At 56.7% G+C, this 14,034-nt stretch carries 13 protein-coding genes; 11 read left to right on the top strand and 2 right to left on the bottom strand.

The genetic code is table 11. From position 1 onward, the window contains the following. Positions 1-310: 310 nt before the first annotated feature. The 3 genes from MUA00_RS08950 to MUA00_RS08940 all read left to right on the top strand — a co-directional run bounded on the left by MUA00_RS08950 (position 311) and on the right by MUA00_RS08940 (position 3,282). Positions 311-784, top strand: a complete 474-nt coding sequence (locus MUA00_RS08950; protein WP_271122747.1) for a VOC family protein — start codon at positions 311-313, stop codon at positions 782-784. Positions 785-1,172: 388 nt separating this feature from the next. Beyond that, complete coding sequence (gene tcuC / locus MUA00_RS08945; RefSeq protein ID WP_271122746.1) at positions 1,173-2,480, top strand: MFS transporter; 1,308 nt, start codon at positions 1,173-1,175, stop codon at positions 2,478-2,480. Between the two features lie 10 nt (positions 2,481-2,490). Beyond that, on the top strand, positions 2,491-3,282 hold the full coding sequence (locus tag MUA00_RS08940; protein WP_271122745.1) for a substrate-binding domain-containing protein: 792 nt from the start codon (positions 2,491-2,493) through the stop codon (positions 3,280-3,282). Here MUA00_RS08940 and MUA00_RS08935 read toward each other — a convergent pair. Beyond that, positions 3,260-4,153 carry a LysR family transcriptional regulator gene (locus MUA00_RS08935; RefSeq protein ID WP_271122744.1) on the bottom strand — a complete coding sequence of 298 codons (894 nt, stop codon included), beginning with the start codon at positions 4,151-4,153 and terminating at the stop codon, positions 3,260-3,262. The genes MUA00_RS08940 and MUA00_RS08935 overlap by 23 nt on opposite strands. Positions 4,154-4,412: 259 nt before the next feature. Here MUA00_RS08935 and tauA point away from each other — a divergent pair, with 259 nt between their 5' ends. The 4 genes from tauA to tauD are packed head-to-tail and all read left to right on the top strand — an operon-like array spanning position 4,413 to position 7,836. Next, the gene (tauA, locus tag MUA00_RS08930) at positions 4,413-5,387 is read left to right on the top strand and encodes a taurine ABC transporter substrate-binding protein (protein WP_271122743.1); all 975 of its coding nucleotides are present in this window, start codon (positions 4,413-4,415) and stop codon (positions 5,385-5,387) included. 12 nt (positions 5,388-5,399) lie between these two features. Beyond that, positions 5,400-6,167 carry a taurine ABC transporter ATP-binding subunit gene (gene tauB, locus MUA00_RS08925; RefSeq protein WP_271122742.1) on the top strand — a complete coding sequence of 256 codons (768 nt, stop codon included), beginning with the start codon at positions 5,400-5,402 and terminating at the stop codon, positions 6,165-6,167. Further along, positions 6,164-6,991, top strand: a complete 828-nt coding sequence (gene tauC, locus MUA00_RS08920) for a taurine ABC transporter permease TauC (protein ID WP_271122741.1) — start codon at positions 6,164-6,166, stop codon at positions 6,989-6,991. Before tauB ends, tauC begins: the two co-directional genes overlap by 4 nt. After that, the gene (gene tauD / locus MUA00_RS08915; protein ID WP_271122740.1) at positions 6,988-7,836 is read left to right on the top strand and encodes a taurine dioxygenase; all 849 of its coding nucleotides are present in this window, start codon (positions 6,988-6,990) and stop codon (positions 7,834-7,836) included. Before tauC ends, tauD begins: the two co-directional genes overlap by 4 nt. A 94-nt stretch (positions 7,837-7,930) precedes the next feature. Here tauD and nepI read toward each other — a convergent pair whose 3' ends face one another. Continuing rightward, positions 7,931-9,115, bottom strand: coding sequence for a purine ribonucleoside efflux pump NepI (gene nepI / locus MUA00_RS08910; RefSeq protein WP_271122739.1), 1,185 nt, complete (start codon positions 9,113-9,115; stop codon positions 7,931-7,933). A 379-nt stretch (positions 9,116-9,494) separates the two neighbouring features. On the opposite strand from nepI, the gene fimA reads away from it, so the two are divergent. The 4 genes from fimA (at position 9,495) to MUA00_RS08890 (ending at position 14,029) form a co-directional block, all read left to right on the top strand. Continuing rightward, complete coding sequence (gene fimA / locus MUA00_RS08905; protein WP_271122738.1) at positions 9,495-10,058, top strand: type 1 fimbrial major subunit FimA; 564 nt, start codon at positions 9,495-9,497, stop codon at positions 10,056-10,058. A gap of 70 nt (positions 10,059-10,128) precedes the next feature. Next, positions 10,129-10,674, top strand: coding sequence for a type 1 fimbrial protein subunit FimI (fimI, locus tag MUA00_RS08900; RefSeq protein WP_271122737.1), 546 nt, complete (start codon positions 10,129-10,131; stop codon positions 10,672-10,674). Positions 10,675-10,707: 33 nt separating this feature from the next. Beyond that, positions 10,708-11,403, top strand: coding sequence for a type 1 fimbria chaperone FimC (fimC, locus tag MUA00_RS08895; RefSeq protein ID WP_456298735.1), 696 nt, complete (start codon positions 10,708-10,710; stop codon positions 11,401-11,403). 31 nt (positions 11,404-11,434) lie between these two features. Then, complete coding sequence (locus MUA00_RS08890) at positions 11,435-14,029, top strand: fimbrial biogenesis usher protein (protein ID WP_271122735.1); 2,595 nt, start codon at positions 11,435-11,437, stop codon at positions 14,027-14,029. Positions 14,030-14,034: the final 5 nt, after the last annotated feature.

The following is a 14,034-nucleotide window of genomic DNA, read 5'->3' as shown; positions in this document are numbered from 1 at the left end:
CATTATTAAAGCCAGCTCTGACTTTCTTTAATCGGGCCGCATGGCGGCGGCGGACCGCTCTGTTTCTTGCCATTTCAGAACTCCTGTTTCGGCGGCAAAATGCCGCTTTCGTAGGTACTCTGAATGGCTGATTGATCGAATATGTTTCATCGACGCTATATTAACTTTTTTATTAAACCTGGAAAACCCAACGCTGGTTAAGCTCCCCGTCAGTTAAGCGATACAGACCACAGATCGCGGATCTTGCAGTCATATAAACCAGTTTCGATACATACTTATCGTGGGCAAAACACAACAAGCAGGCTCACTTATGGCTAAGAACACTGTCTGTATCTGGTACGATCATGATGCGGAAGCCGCCGCTCGTTTCTATGCTGCGACCTTTCCGGACAGCAGCGTTGGCGCCGTTATTCCCGCACCCGGCGACTATCCTGACGGCAAGGCTGGCGACACAATCGTTGTCGAATTTATCGTCGCGGGCGTGCCCTGTATCGGCCTCAACGGCGGGCCGCATTTCAAACACAATGAAGCCTTTTCCTTTCAGATAGCCACCGACGACCAGGAAGAAACGGACCGCTACTGGAACGCCATCGTCAGCAACGGCGGTCAGGAAAGCGAATGCGGCTGGTGCAAAGATAAATGGGGCGTCAGTTGGCAAATCACCCCGCGCGTACTAACCGAAGCCCTGGCCACGGGCGGCGACACCGCCAGGCGTGCGTTTGCGGCGATGATGTCGATGAAGAAAATTGACGTTGCCGCAATCGATGCGGCGATACGTGGCTGATGAAAGGAAAGGGTAAAACGGTGGATGGCGCTGGCGCTTATCCATCCTACAATGCTGATGAGCTGAAGCACTCACGCCCTGCATCCAGCCTTGTCGCAGATATCCCGTCGCAAACGGCAATGTTTCTGCGGCCCGTTTCGGTCTTTATTAATAATTACTCCAGCCGCTAAATGTGGTGAACCTCACGTAATACACCTCACTCCGTAAGGATTAATTCCTGCCGTGGCCTTGGCAGGGCCGCGTTAGCCCCCGCTTGTCATTAAATTGATGCGTCTGCCGCATCAATACATGCGGGAAATGCACTTATCCAGGCGGCGTAAATATCGCACTCTCATGGTTGATTAAAGGTTAATAACACTAAAAATTATTGTTAATTATGGAGGGCGATATGCCTTTTGCTGCCGATATCCCGACCTTTCGCTCCAGGGCAATGGCTATCCTGCGGGTCACCTCAGGAAACTTTCTTGAGCAGTTTGATTTCTTCCTGTTCGGTTTCTATGCCACCTACATTGCCCACGTGTTCTTCCCGGCTGAAAACGAATTCGCCTCGCTGATGATGACCTTTGCCGTCTTTGGGGCCGGATTTTTGATGCGCCCCATTGGCGCGGTCGTCCTCGGCGCGTGGATAGATAAAGTCGGGCGGCGCAAAGGGCTGATTGTTACCCTGTCCATTATGGCGCTGGGCACGTTTTTAATCGTGCTGGTGCCCGGCTACGACACCATTGGATTATGGGCGCCGCTGCTTGTTCTGTGCGGCCGTTTGTTGCAGGGCTTTTCGGCGGGCGCGGAGCTGGGCGGCGTCTCCGTCTATCTTTCTGAAATCGCCACGCCCGGCCACAAAGGGTTTTATACCAGTTGGCAGTCCGGCAGCCAGCAGGTCTCCATTATGGTGGCCGCCTCGCTCGGCTACGCCCTTAATCTGCTGATGGACGAAAGCACCTTGCACGCCTGGGGATGGCGCATTCCTTTCCTTATCGGCTGCCTGATCGTGCCGTTTATCTTCATGCTACGCCGTCATCTGGATGAAACTGAAGAGTTTGCAAAGCGGGCCAGCCATCTCGAAATAGGCCAGGCGCTGAAAACGTTGCTTAATAACTGGCGCGTGGTGATTGCCGGCATGTTGATGGTGGCGATGACCACGACCGCCTTTTACCTGATCACCGTGTATGCGCCCACCTTCGGTAAAAAAGTCCTGATGCTGAGTTCCTCAGACAGCCTGCTGGTGACGCTGCTGGTCGCTATTTCGAATTTTATCTGGCTGCCCATCGGCGGGGCCATTTCCGATCGCCTCGGGCGCAAGCCGGTGCTGATTGCCATGACGCTGCTGGCTATCTTCACCACCTGGCCCGCACTCACCCTGCTGGCTAACGCGCCCGGCTTCGGCATGATGCTGGCCGTGCTGCTGTGGCTGTCATTTATGTATGGTCTTTACAACGGCGCGATGATCCCCGCGCTTGCGGAAATCATGCCCGCAGAGGTTCGCGTGGCGGGGTTCTCTCTGGCCTACAGTCTGGCAACGGCGCTGTTTGGCGGCTTTACGCCAGCGGTATCTACCGCGCTGATTCAGTATACCGGTGACAAAGCGGCTCCGGGGTACTGGATGAGCTTCGCCGCCGTCTGCGCGCTGCTTGCCACGCTCTGGCTTTATCACCAGGCATCCGATCGCAGCTGGCATACCCGTAAATCATTTAGCTAAGGAAGAACAAATGAAACAGCTTAAGCTCCGGGCCGCCGCTTTTCTGTTGGCGATAACTTTCTGCGCCACGGCGGGGGCGGAAGACATTACGGTTATGATTTCCGGCGGATTTTCAGCGGCGCTGGATAAGCTTGCGCCGCAGTATCAGGCCGCAACGGGCGATACCGTGCATATTGTTCACGGGCCGTCGATGGGCAACTCGCCGGAGGCTATCCCTAACCGTTTATCGGCAGGCCAGCCGGCGGACGTGGTTATCATGGTCGGCTACGCGCTGGACGACCTGAATAAGCAAAGAAAGATTGCGCAAGGCAGCCGTACCGAGCTTGCGGATTCCCGCATCGGCGCCGTGGTACGCGAAGGTTCCGCCGCCCCGGATATCAGCAATGTCGATAACCTGAAAGCCGTTTTGCTAAAAGCGAAGTCCATTGCCTATTCCGACAGCGCCAGCGGGCGCTATGTGCAGGCTGAGCTTTTTAACCGGCTGGGCATTGCCGCGCAGGTCAGGGATAAGGCGAGGATGATAGAAAAGATCCCCGTTGCGTCCGTGGTGGCGAAGGGAGACGAGGAGATTGGTTTTCAGCAGGTGAGCGAGCTGTTGCCGGTGAAAGGCGCTAAATTTATCGGTCGTATTCCTGAATCCGTTCAGTACGTCACCCGCTTTGCTGGCGCGGTAGTGGCGGGAGCGCCTCATCAGCAGCAGGCTCGTCGGCTGCTTCGCTTTCTGGCGTCACCTGAAGCACAGACGGTGGTGCGCCAGACGGGGCTCGACCCGCTGCCTGCTACGGGTGGAATAGCCCAATAATCGTTTTCTCCAGCTCGGCCGCCACGGGGGACAGCGCCGTTCCCGCCCTTTTGATCAGCCCGACCTGCCTTTTAACCACGGGCTCCGTCAGAGGTTTTCGCACCAGCAAAGGGTGCCCGCTGTCAGGAAGGGCCATGGAGGGCACCGCCGCAATTCCCAGCCCCGCTTCGACCATGCCCATCATGGTAGTGACGTGCTGCGTTTCGCACACGGGGGCACGGCGCCTGGCAATCTCGCCCAGCGCCCGATCGAGCAGGTGGCGGTTGCCGGAAGATTTATTCAGCCAGATATAGTCGGCGTTGAAAAACGCCTGCCACGTCAGGCTGTCGCGCTGTGCGATGGGGTGAGCAGGCGGGCAAATCACCTGGTAGGTTTCATCGGCTAAAGGCAGAAACGTCAGGTCCGCCTCGCCGCTGGAGAGAAAGCTTAAGCCAAAATCGGCCTGTTTGTTATGCACGGCGGTATATACATTCCCGGCGCTGGTATCGATAAGCCGGATGCGGATTTTTTTAAACTGCGTCCTGAAGCGCGCAATGACCCGGGGCATAAAGTAATAGGCGGCGGAAGGAATGCAGGCGACGGTCACCATGCCGCTGCTGAAGGCCGTACGCTCGCTGATGCCATTAAGGGCGTCCTCAAAGTCGCTTAGCAGGTGCCGGGCGCGGGGAGCAAAGGTTCTTCCGGTCAGCGTCAGCGTTACGCTGCGGGTCGTTCTGTCAAAAAGCCGCACGCCAAGGGAGGATTCAAGCTTTTCGATACGTCGACTCAACGCAGACTGCGAAATGCAGATTGCCTCAGCCGCGTAGCGAAAGCTGCCGTGTTCGCACAGCGCGATAAACGCGTATAAATCCTGCAGATCAAAATTGGGCAAAATCCGCGCCTCAGTTTAACTGTTAAACAACAAAATATTAACAAGGCGCAGGGCGGCGGAAAAGCTTTAAGCAGAAGCTTGTGTCTTAGAGACGCATCAGCAGAGGCGCTTTTTCTTTTGCACCATTCCCACCCCGCAACTATCCAAAGCACAATCTTATCTAAGGACATAAAAGCATTAGCGATAATTTTTAATTCTTTTATGTCATCGTCGCCGTTGGAAATACTGCTCCCATCATCGAGACAGGAGCACACACATCATGGCAGCAATTCGACATTCTCTTTGGCTGGCAGCGCTGGCCCTTATCGCCACACGGGCGTTCGCGGTGGACGTTACCGTGGCGTATCAAACTTCCGCTGAACCCGCCAAAGTCGCCCAGGCCGATAATGCTTTCGCCAAAGACAGCGGCGCAAAAGTTGAATGGCGCAAGTTCGACAGCGGCGCAAGCGTGGTGCGCGCGCTCGCTTCCGGCGACGTGCAGATTGGCAATATCGGCTCCAGCCCGCTTGCGGTCGCTGCCAGCCAGAAGGTGCCGATTGAAGTATTCCTGCTGGCTTCGCAGCTCGGCAACTCCGAGGCGCTGGTGGTTAAAAAAGGCATCACCGATCCAAAGGATCTGATCGGTAAGCGCATTGCCGTGCCTTTCATCTCCACCACGCACTACAGCCTGCTGGCGGCGCTGAAACACTGGGGCATCAAGCCCGGCCAGGTGCAAATCCTTAATCTTCAGCCTCCGGCGATTATCGCCGCCTGGCAGCGTGGCGATATCGACGGCGCCTATGTCTGGGCGCCTGCGGTGAACGAGCTGGAAAAAGACGGTGCCGTGCTGACCGATTCCGCGCAGGTGGGCAAATGGGGCGCGCCAACGCTGGATGTCTGGGTTGTACGCAAAGACTTTGCCGAGCAGCATCCTGAGGTCGTTAAGGCCTTCGCCAAAAGCGCTCTCGCCGCGCAAAAAGGCTATATCGATAATCCCGATGAATGGCTGAAGCAGCCGGAGAACCTCAGCAAGCTTTCCCGCCTGAGCGGCGTGCCGGAAAACGACGTGCCGGGGCTGGTGAAGGGCAATACCTATCTTACCGCCAGCCAGCAAACCGAGCAGCTCGGCGGCCCGGTGAATAAAGCGATTGTCGATACCGCGCAGTTCCTGAAGGCGCAGGGCAAAGTCCCGGCGGTGGAAGCGGATTACAGCCAGTTCGTCACCGATCGCTTCGTGAAAACGCTGGCGCAATAAGGGGGGCAGGCCATGTTACAGGTTTCAGGACTCAGTGCAGATTATGCCGGTAAAACCGTCCTCAACGACATCAGCCTGACGGTGGATGAAGGAGAGCTGCTGGTGGTGCTCGGCCCGTCCGGCTGCGGAAAAACGACGCTGTTAAACCTGATAGCTGGCTTTGTTCCTTACCACACCGGCAGCATCACCCTACAGGGCAAGCAGGTCACCGGGCCGGGCGCGGAACGCGGCGTGGTCTTTCAAAATGAAGGGCTGCTGCCGTGGCGTTCGGTGCTGGAAAACGTTGCCTTCGGCCTGCAGCTTGCCGGGCAGACGAAATCACAGCGCGAGGAAATCGCGCTCGATATGCTGCGCAAAGTTGGGCTGGAAGATAAGGCGAAACGGGCTATCTGGCAGCTCTCCGGCGGGCAGCGCCAGCGGGTGGGCATCGCCCGCGCCCTTGCCACCCAGCCGCAGCTTTTGCTGCTTGATGAACCTTTCGGCGCGCTGGATGCGTTTACCCGTGAGCAGATGCAAACCCTGCTGTTAAAGCTGTGGCACGAAAGCCGCCGCCAGGTGCTGCTTATCACACACGACATTGAAGAGGCGGTGTTCCTCGCCACCGAGCTGGTGCTGCTTTCGTCAGGGCCGGGGCGCGTGCTGGAGAGGCTGCCGCTTGATTTTGGCCGCCGGTTTGCGGCGGGCGAACCTTGCCGCAGCATCAAATCTGACCCTGAATTTATCGCTAAGCGCGAATATGTGCTGAGCCGTGTATTTGAACAGCGGGAGGGCTTCCAGTGAGCATCGCAATTCCAGATAAACCGCGTCGCAGGCGCATCGCCCTGCGCTGGCCGTTCTCGCGTCAGATTACGTTAAGCCTTATCACGCTGACATCTATCGTCCTTCTGTGGTGGTGGGTGGCCGCCGAGCAGTGGATAAGCCCGCTGTTCCTGCCGCCGCCGGGCCAGGTCCTGAGCAAGCTGATTAGCATCGCAGGTCCCCAGGGCTTTATGGATGCGACCCTCTGGCAGCATCTGGCCGCCAGCCTGCTGCGCATTCTCACGGCGCTGGCCGCCGCGGTGCTGATTGGCATTCCGGTTGGCATCGCGATGGGCTTAAGCCCGACGGTGCGCGGCATCCTCGATCCGCTGATCGAACTTTACCGCCCGGTGCCGCCGCTGGCCTATTTACCGCTGATGGTCATCTGGTTCGGCATCGGCGAAACCTCCAAAATCCTGCTGATTTATCTGGCGATTTTCGCGCCTGTCGCGATGTCGACCATGGCTGGAGTACGCAGCGCCCAGCAGGTTCGTGTTCGGGCCGCGCGTGCGCTTGGGGCCTCCCGCGCGCAGGTTGTGTGGCACGTAATTTTACCGGGTGCGCTACCCGAGATTTTGACCGGGTTCCGCATCGGCCTCGGCGTGGGTTGGTCAACTTTGGTGGCCGCAGAGCTTATCGCCGCCACCCGCGGGCTGGGCTTTATGGTGCAGTCCGCCGGTGAGTTTCTGGCAACCGACGTGGTGCTTGCGGGCATCGGCGTGATTGCCGTTATCGCATTTTGTTTAGAACTGGGTCTGCGTGCTTTGCAGCGTCGCTTAACCCCGTGGCATGGAGAAGGACAATGAGTGAAAAAGTGAATATTACGCCGCTGGGGCCGTACATCGGCGGGCAGGTACAGGGTCTGGATTTAACGCGTGGGTTGAGCGACAACCAGTTCGAGCAAATTTATCACGCGCTGATCCGCCATCAGGTGCTGTTCTTCCGCGATCAGCCGATTACCCCGGCGCAGCAGCGCGGGCTGGCATTGCGCTTTGGCAATTTACACATTCATCCGGTCTATCCGCATGCGGAAGGCGTGGAAGAAATTATCCTGCTGGATACCCACAACGATAACCCGCCGGATAACGACAACTGGCACACCGATGTCACCTTTATCGAAACGCCGCCAGCCGGAGCGATCCTTGCTGCGAAGCTGTTGCCGGAGACGGGGGGCGACACGCTGTGGACCAGCGGTATCGCGGCATATGAAGCACTTTCCGCGCCGTTGAAACGCCTGCTGTCCGGCCTTGAGGCAGAGCACGATTTCAGGAAATCTTTCCCGGAATATAAACATACCCGCACCGAGGCCGAACATGCGCGCTGGCGCGAGGCCGTTGCCAAAAATCCGCCGCTTACCCATCCGGTTGTGCGCACCCATCCGGTAAGCGGCAAACAGGCGCTGTTTGTTAACGAAGGCTTCACCACACGCATCGTCGATCTCACCCAAAAAGAGAGCGACGCGCTGCTCGCATTCCTGTTCGCGCATATCACCAAACCTGAATTCCAGGTGCGCTGGCGCTGGCAGGAAAACGACATCGCCATCTGGGATAATCGCGTCACGCAGCATTACGCTAACGCCGATTACCTTCCCGCGCGGCGCGTTATGCACCGCGCGACGATATTGGGGGATAAGCCTTTTTATCGGGGATGATTGGTATAAGGCGGGTGGATGGCGCTGGCGCTAATCCACCCTACTATTTTTGTAGGGCGGATTAACGAAGTGCCATCCGCCGGGAGGTATAGCGTTATTTAACCCGCACCTTCACAGTCACCAAAGCCGCCGTCAGCAGCATCAGGCTTCCTGAAAGCACCAGCGGCGAGAGCAGGCCCAGGTTATCCAGCGCGTAGCCGCCAACGGCCGCGCCGCAGGTATTTGCTAGCTGAATGACCGCCACCTGAATAGATCCCGCTTTTTCCGCCTGATCGGCGAGCGAGCGGGTGATCCACGTCGACCAGCCGACCGGTATCAACGCAAAGGCAAAGCCCCAGATAACGGCAATAGCTGACGCCACGATCTTGTCTGTTCCCCACAGCACCAGAACCAACGCGCTAAGCGCCAGAATCAGCGGGGCGACGGCCAGCGCGAGTTTTAGCGAACGCTTAAGAAATACCGCCGAGAGCGATGTTCCTACAAAGCTTGCGATGCCGAAGCTCAGCAGCACAAGCGTCAGCCCATCCACGTCAAATCCTGCCAGCGTCATATACACCGGGCGAATATAAGTGAAGAAAGCGAACTGTCCGGCAAAGGCCATAAAAATGGCCGCCATGCCAGCCAGCACGCCGGGGCGCTTAAGCAGGCCAAACATATTTTGTTTGTGTTGAGTGGATTCTCCCGGCAGCGAAGGCAGCGCTTTCCATACCCAGATAATACACACCACGCCCATCAGCGCCGCGCCGTTAAACACGTTGCGCCAGCCGATAATGCCGCCTAAAAAACTCCCCAATGGCGCAGCGATAACCAGCGCGATTGAGACTGCGCCAAAAATAACCGACAGCGCTTTCGGCACCGTTCTTGCGGGCACCAGACGCATGGTCAACGAAGCTGACATCGCCCAAAAGCCGCCCAGCGCAAAGCCCAGGCAGGCTCGTCCCAGCAAAAGCAGCGTGAAGTTATTCGCAAAAGAAACCAGCAGACAGGAAAGAGTAAGCAGTACGGCGAACAGAAAAACGACGTAGCGCCTGTCGGCGGAGCGAATAATAGTGGTGATAAACAGGCTGGCGAACATCGCCACAAACGCCGTGACGGTGACCGATTGTCCGGCCACGCCTTCTGAAATACCCAGCTCCTGCGCCATCGGCGTCAGCAGGCTCACCGGTAAAAACTCAACGGTAATCAGGCAGGCGACGCAAAACGCCACGGCAAAAACTGCCGACCAGTTAGGGCGTGCGACCACGCCCCGCTGGATTTTTTCTTCTAAATGTTCACTCAATTTCGTCACCAGGCTCGTTTTTGTAATAAAGCCGCACAGTGTAACACTGCAAGTGTGACACATTTAACGTTTTGGCAACTTAGCCCGTCGAAAACGTGCGTTATTCACGTGGTTTCTTAGTGGTTATTAAGATGTTGCTTAGGTTATATAAAGACTTAGCGGGTATTATTTCATCTACGATTCCATTAATTTATTCCTCGTCGCCAGAAGGCGTTTTAACTATTTAATTAATTATCACCGTTGCAAAAAATTATCGGAGAGCACTGGTCTGTTAATCAGGCCGGTGGGTGCTGTTTCAACGGTAAGGATAATTAATAAATACTGAAATACATATTCAGTGCTATCCGTGATGTGCGTTTTAATACTTTAAGGAATATCCATGAAATTCAGCAAAATTGCTTCTTCTTTGGTTGCAGGCATTGTTTTAATGAGCGGTGCGGCTCACGCAGAAGATCCTGCCACCCCGGTTACCGTTAATGGCGGTACCGTCCATTTTAAAGGCGAGCTGGTTAACGCCGCCTGCGCGGTCAGCACGCAGTCTGACGGTCAGATTGTTAAACTGGGCCAGTACCGTACCGCGGCTTTTACCAAAGCCGGCGACACTTCTGCTCAGATCCCTTTCACCATTGTGCTTAACGATTGTGACAGCACCGTAGCGGCTACCGCCGCTGCCGCTTTCTCAGGCCAGGCTGACGTCGTTGATCCTACTCTGCTGGCGGTTAGCTCCGGCGATAACAGCACCACCGCAACGGGCGTAGGTATTCAGATCCTCGACAGCGCTTCTAAAGTGCTGGCTCCGGACGGGGCGACTTTCTCTACCGCTAAGGCTCTGACCGACGGCACTAACACTTTGCCGTTCACCGCTCGTTATAAAGCAACCGCGGCTGCCGCGACCGCAGGCCAGGCGAATGCCGACGCCACTTTCGTTATGAAATACGAGTAATTACAAGGCGCATGGATGAGGCGTGCCTCAGGGAAGAGGCAGATTTCACGTTAATCCTGAGAAGGCGAGCATGAAAAGGAAAATCCTGTTCCTCCTGTTGCTGGTGGCGGGAAGCCCGGTACTGGCGAAGCGGGTAGTGGTGATTGATGGCGGTAAGGTGCACATGCGGGGAACGCTGGTTAACGGCGCCTGCGCAGTCGCCCTCGAAAGCCAGGAGATGACCGTAAAAATGGGGCAATACGGCAGCACGCTTTTTCAGGGAGTGGGCAGCTACGCTCCCGTCAGCATCCCCTTTGCTATCCGGTTGACCGGCTGCCTTCCCGAAGTGTCTGCACAGGTGGGTATCGCTTTTCAGGGCGCGACGCCTGTAGAAGACCCGCAGGTTTTTCTGGCTGCGACCAGCGTAAATGGCAACGACGCCAGCACCGGCCTTGGGCTTGCTTTATTCGACAGCGAGCAGCAGCTCATTATTCCAAATACCGCACCGGGTTATTTTATGCCGGTTAAAAGCCGGGAAATAATTTTCCATTTCACCGCTCGCTACCGCTCGGTTTCCGAACGTCTGCTGCCGGGAAATATTCATTCTGATGTCTGGTTCACGCTGGTTTATCCCTGAGTCAGAAGCGTTCACAATTTAATGGTATCCGTCGTGACAAATATTTTATTTAAATCAGGCGTGGTCGCAGCGTTATGTCTGTTAATAACACTTTCGGCTCAGGCGAGCGGGGGAATTGGCCTCGGCGCCACCCGCGTTATTTATCCCAGTGATGCGAAGCAGACTTCTCTTCCCATTACTAATAGCGATACCAAAGAACGTTATCTGGTGAATTCGTGGGTGGAAAATAATATCGGCAAAAAAGATAAGGGCTTTATCGTCACGCCGCCGCTGTTTGTCAGCGAGCCGAAAAGTGAAAATACCCTGCGCATTATCTATGTCGGCCAGCCGCTGCCGGCAGATCGCGAGTCCATTTTCTGGCTGAACGTGAAGGCGATTCCATCGGTGGATAAAAATACCGTTGAGAGCAACAACGTGCTTCAGCTTGCGATTTTGTCGCGCATCAAGGTGTTTGTTCGCCCGAAAAATCTGCAGATGCAGCCCGAAGAGGCGGTGAAGCAACTGCGCTTCAGCCGTAGCGGCGGGCATCTGATGCTGCATAACCCGTCGCCGTACTATGTCTCGACGGTCAACCTGAAAATCGGCAACCAGAAGCTGGCGAACACCATGGTCGCGCCGAAGAGCGTGGCGCAGGTTACCTTGCCGGCAGGCAGCAGCGGGAGCGTCTCTTTCCAGACCGTGAATGACTATGGCGCGGTCACGCCAGCGCAAGCAGGTCAGATGCAGTGATGTCGCCTGGCAGCAATGGGGAAGCAGGGAAATGATGAAAAAGTCTCGCACGCAGCAGGCGCTGAGCGTTGCCCCGCTGTCGGCAATGGCGCTGGCGGCGCTCTTTCCGACGATTAGCGTTGCAGAAAGCTACTTCAACCCGGCGTTTTTATCCGAAGATGTCGCTTCCGTGGCGGATCTGTCGCGTTTTGAGAAAGGCAGCCATCAGGCGCCGGGCGAGTACCGCGTGGATATCTGGCGCAACGATGAGTTTATCGCCACCGAAGATTTGCAGTTTGTGGAGACGGCCAACGCCGGGCCCGGCGAAACCGTTAAGTCCGGCGGCCTTACCCCTTGCCTTGATGTCGCCTGGCTTACACGCCTTGGGTTGAACATGCTCGCTTATCCTGAGCTGGCGAAATATAAAGCGGGCGTTTGCGTGCCGGTGACCGAGGCCATTCCCGGTGCGGAAATGACGTTTGATTTTGCCAGGCTGCGCCTGAATATCAGCCTGCCGCAGGCTTCATTGCTTAACAGCGCTCGCGGTTATATCCCGCCGGACCAGTGGGATGAAGGCATCCCGGCGGCGCTGGTGAACTATTCTTTTACCGGCAACCGCTCGACCAATAACGACAGCTATTATCTGAGCCTGCAAAGCGGCCTGAACTACGGACCGTGGCGGCTGCGCAACAACGGCGCGTGGAGCTATACCAGCGGCGATGGCTATAGCGCCAACGCCTGGAAGAACATCAGCACCTATTTGCAACGCTCGATTGTTCCGCTGAGAAGTGAGCTGGTGATGGGCGACAGCAACACCGGCACCGATGTGTTCGACAGCCTCGGTTTTCGCGGCGCGCGCCTTTACTCTTCAGACAGCATGTATCCGGACAGCCTACAGGGCTACGCGCCAACGGTGCGAGGCATCGCCCGAACCAACGCTAAAATCATCATTCGCCAGAACGGTTTCGTTATCTATCAGAGCTATGTGTCGCCCGGCGCGTTTGCCATCAGCGATCTGAATCCGACGTCTTCGAGCGGCGACCTTGAAGTGACGCTTGAGGAAAAAGACGGCAGCCTGCAGAAATACACCGTGCCGTATTCCACCGTTCCGCTGTTGCAGCGTGAAGGGCGGCTGAAATATGACCTGGTCGCCGGAGATTTTCGCAGCGGCAACAGCCAGCAGGATACGCCATTCTTCACCCAGGGCACGCTGATTGCGGGCCTGCCTGAGGGCTACACCCTTTATGGGGGAACCCAGCTTGCGGAGCGCTATACCTCTGCGGCGCTGGGGCTTGGGAAAAACCTCGGCGAATGGGGCGCGATTTCTATGGACGTGACCCACGCGCGCAGCAAACTTGCCGATGACAGCGAGCATCAGGGCCAGTCGCTGCGTTTCCTGTACGCCAAATCTCTGAGTTCCTACGGCACCAATTTCCAGCTTCTTGGCTATCGCTACTCCACGCGCGGGTTCTACACCCTTGATGATGTGGCTTATAAAAATATGGAAGGTTACGAATATAAGCGGGAAGAGAACGAGAGCCAGAATGAGGCGCCGGTCATCCAGAATTATCACAACCTGCGCTACAGCAAGCGCGGGCGTTTTCAGGTCAACATTTCTCAGTCGCTCGGAGATTACGGCTCGCTATACGTTTCCGGCAGCCAGCAAACTTACTGGGGTACGGACGAAGATAATACCTGGTATCAGGCAGGCTATGCCAGCGGCTGGCGCGGGATTAGCTATTCGGTTTCCGCTTCGTGGAGTAAATCCGTCGGCCTTGCCAGTAATGACCGCATCGTTGCGTTTAATCTCTCCGTGCCGTTCAGCACGCTTTTAGGCCACGGTTATTCGCGGGATAAAGCCATTGACCGTGCCTATGCCACCTTTGCCGCCAGCCGAAATTCGGACGGGAAGAATACCGTGCAGACCGGCGTCGGCGGGACGCTGCTTGAAGACCGTAACCTGAACTACAGCGTAACCCAGGGCCACAGCAGTTCCAGCGGCTACAGCGGCAGCGCCAATGCCAACTGGCAGGCAACCTACGGCACCCTTGGGCTGGGCTACAACTACGACCGCGATCGGCGTGAATTCAACTGGCAGGCGTCCGGCGGCGTGGTGGGGCATGCCGATGGCGTCACGCTCAGCCAGCCGCTCGGGGATACCAACGTGCTGATTAAAGCGCCCGGCGCGTCCGGCGTTAGCGTAGAAAACCAGACCGGGGTGAAAACCGACTGGCGCGGTTACGCCGTGATGCCTTACGCCACGGTGTATCGCTATAACCGCATCGCGCTGGATACCAACTCGATGGATAACCACACCGATATTGAAAACAACGTCAGCAGCGTGGTGCCGACTCAGGGCGCGCTGGTGCGTGCCGCATTTAATGCACGAATCGGCGTGCGGGCGATTATCACCGTAAAACGCGGCAATCGCGCGGTGCCGTTTGGCTCGGTCGTGCGTGAAGAAGCCAGCGGCGCAACCAGCATGGTGGGCGATGACGGGCAAATCTACCTGAGCGGCCTGCCGCTGAAAGGAAAATTGCTCATTCAGTGGGGCGAGGGCAAAGGCTCGCAGTGCTTCGCTCCTTACGCGCTGCCGGAAGAGAGCCTGAAGCAGGCCGTCGCCATGGCAACCGCCACCTGTTTATAGTTTTG

Origin of the sequence: Dryocola boscaweniae, from assembly GCF_025215095.1 — a bacterium.
Lineage (GTDB): Bacteria > Pseudomonadota > Gammaproteobacteria > Enterobacterales > Enterobacteriaceae > Dryocola > Dryocola boscaweniae.
This window is presented reverse-complemented; position numbering and strand designations above follow the sequence as displayed.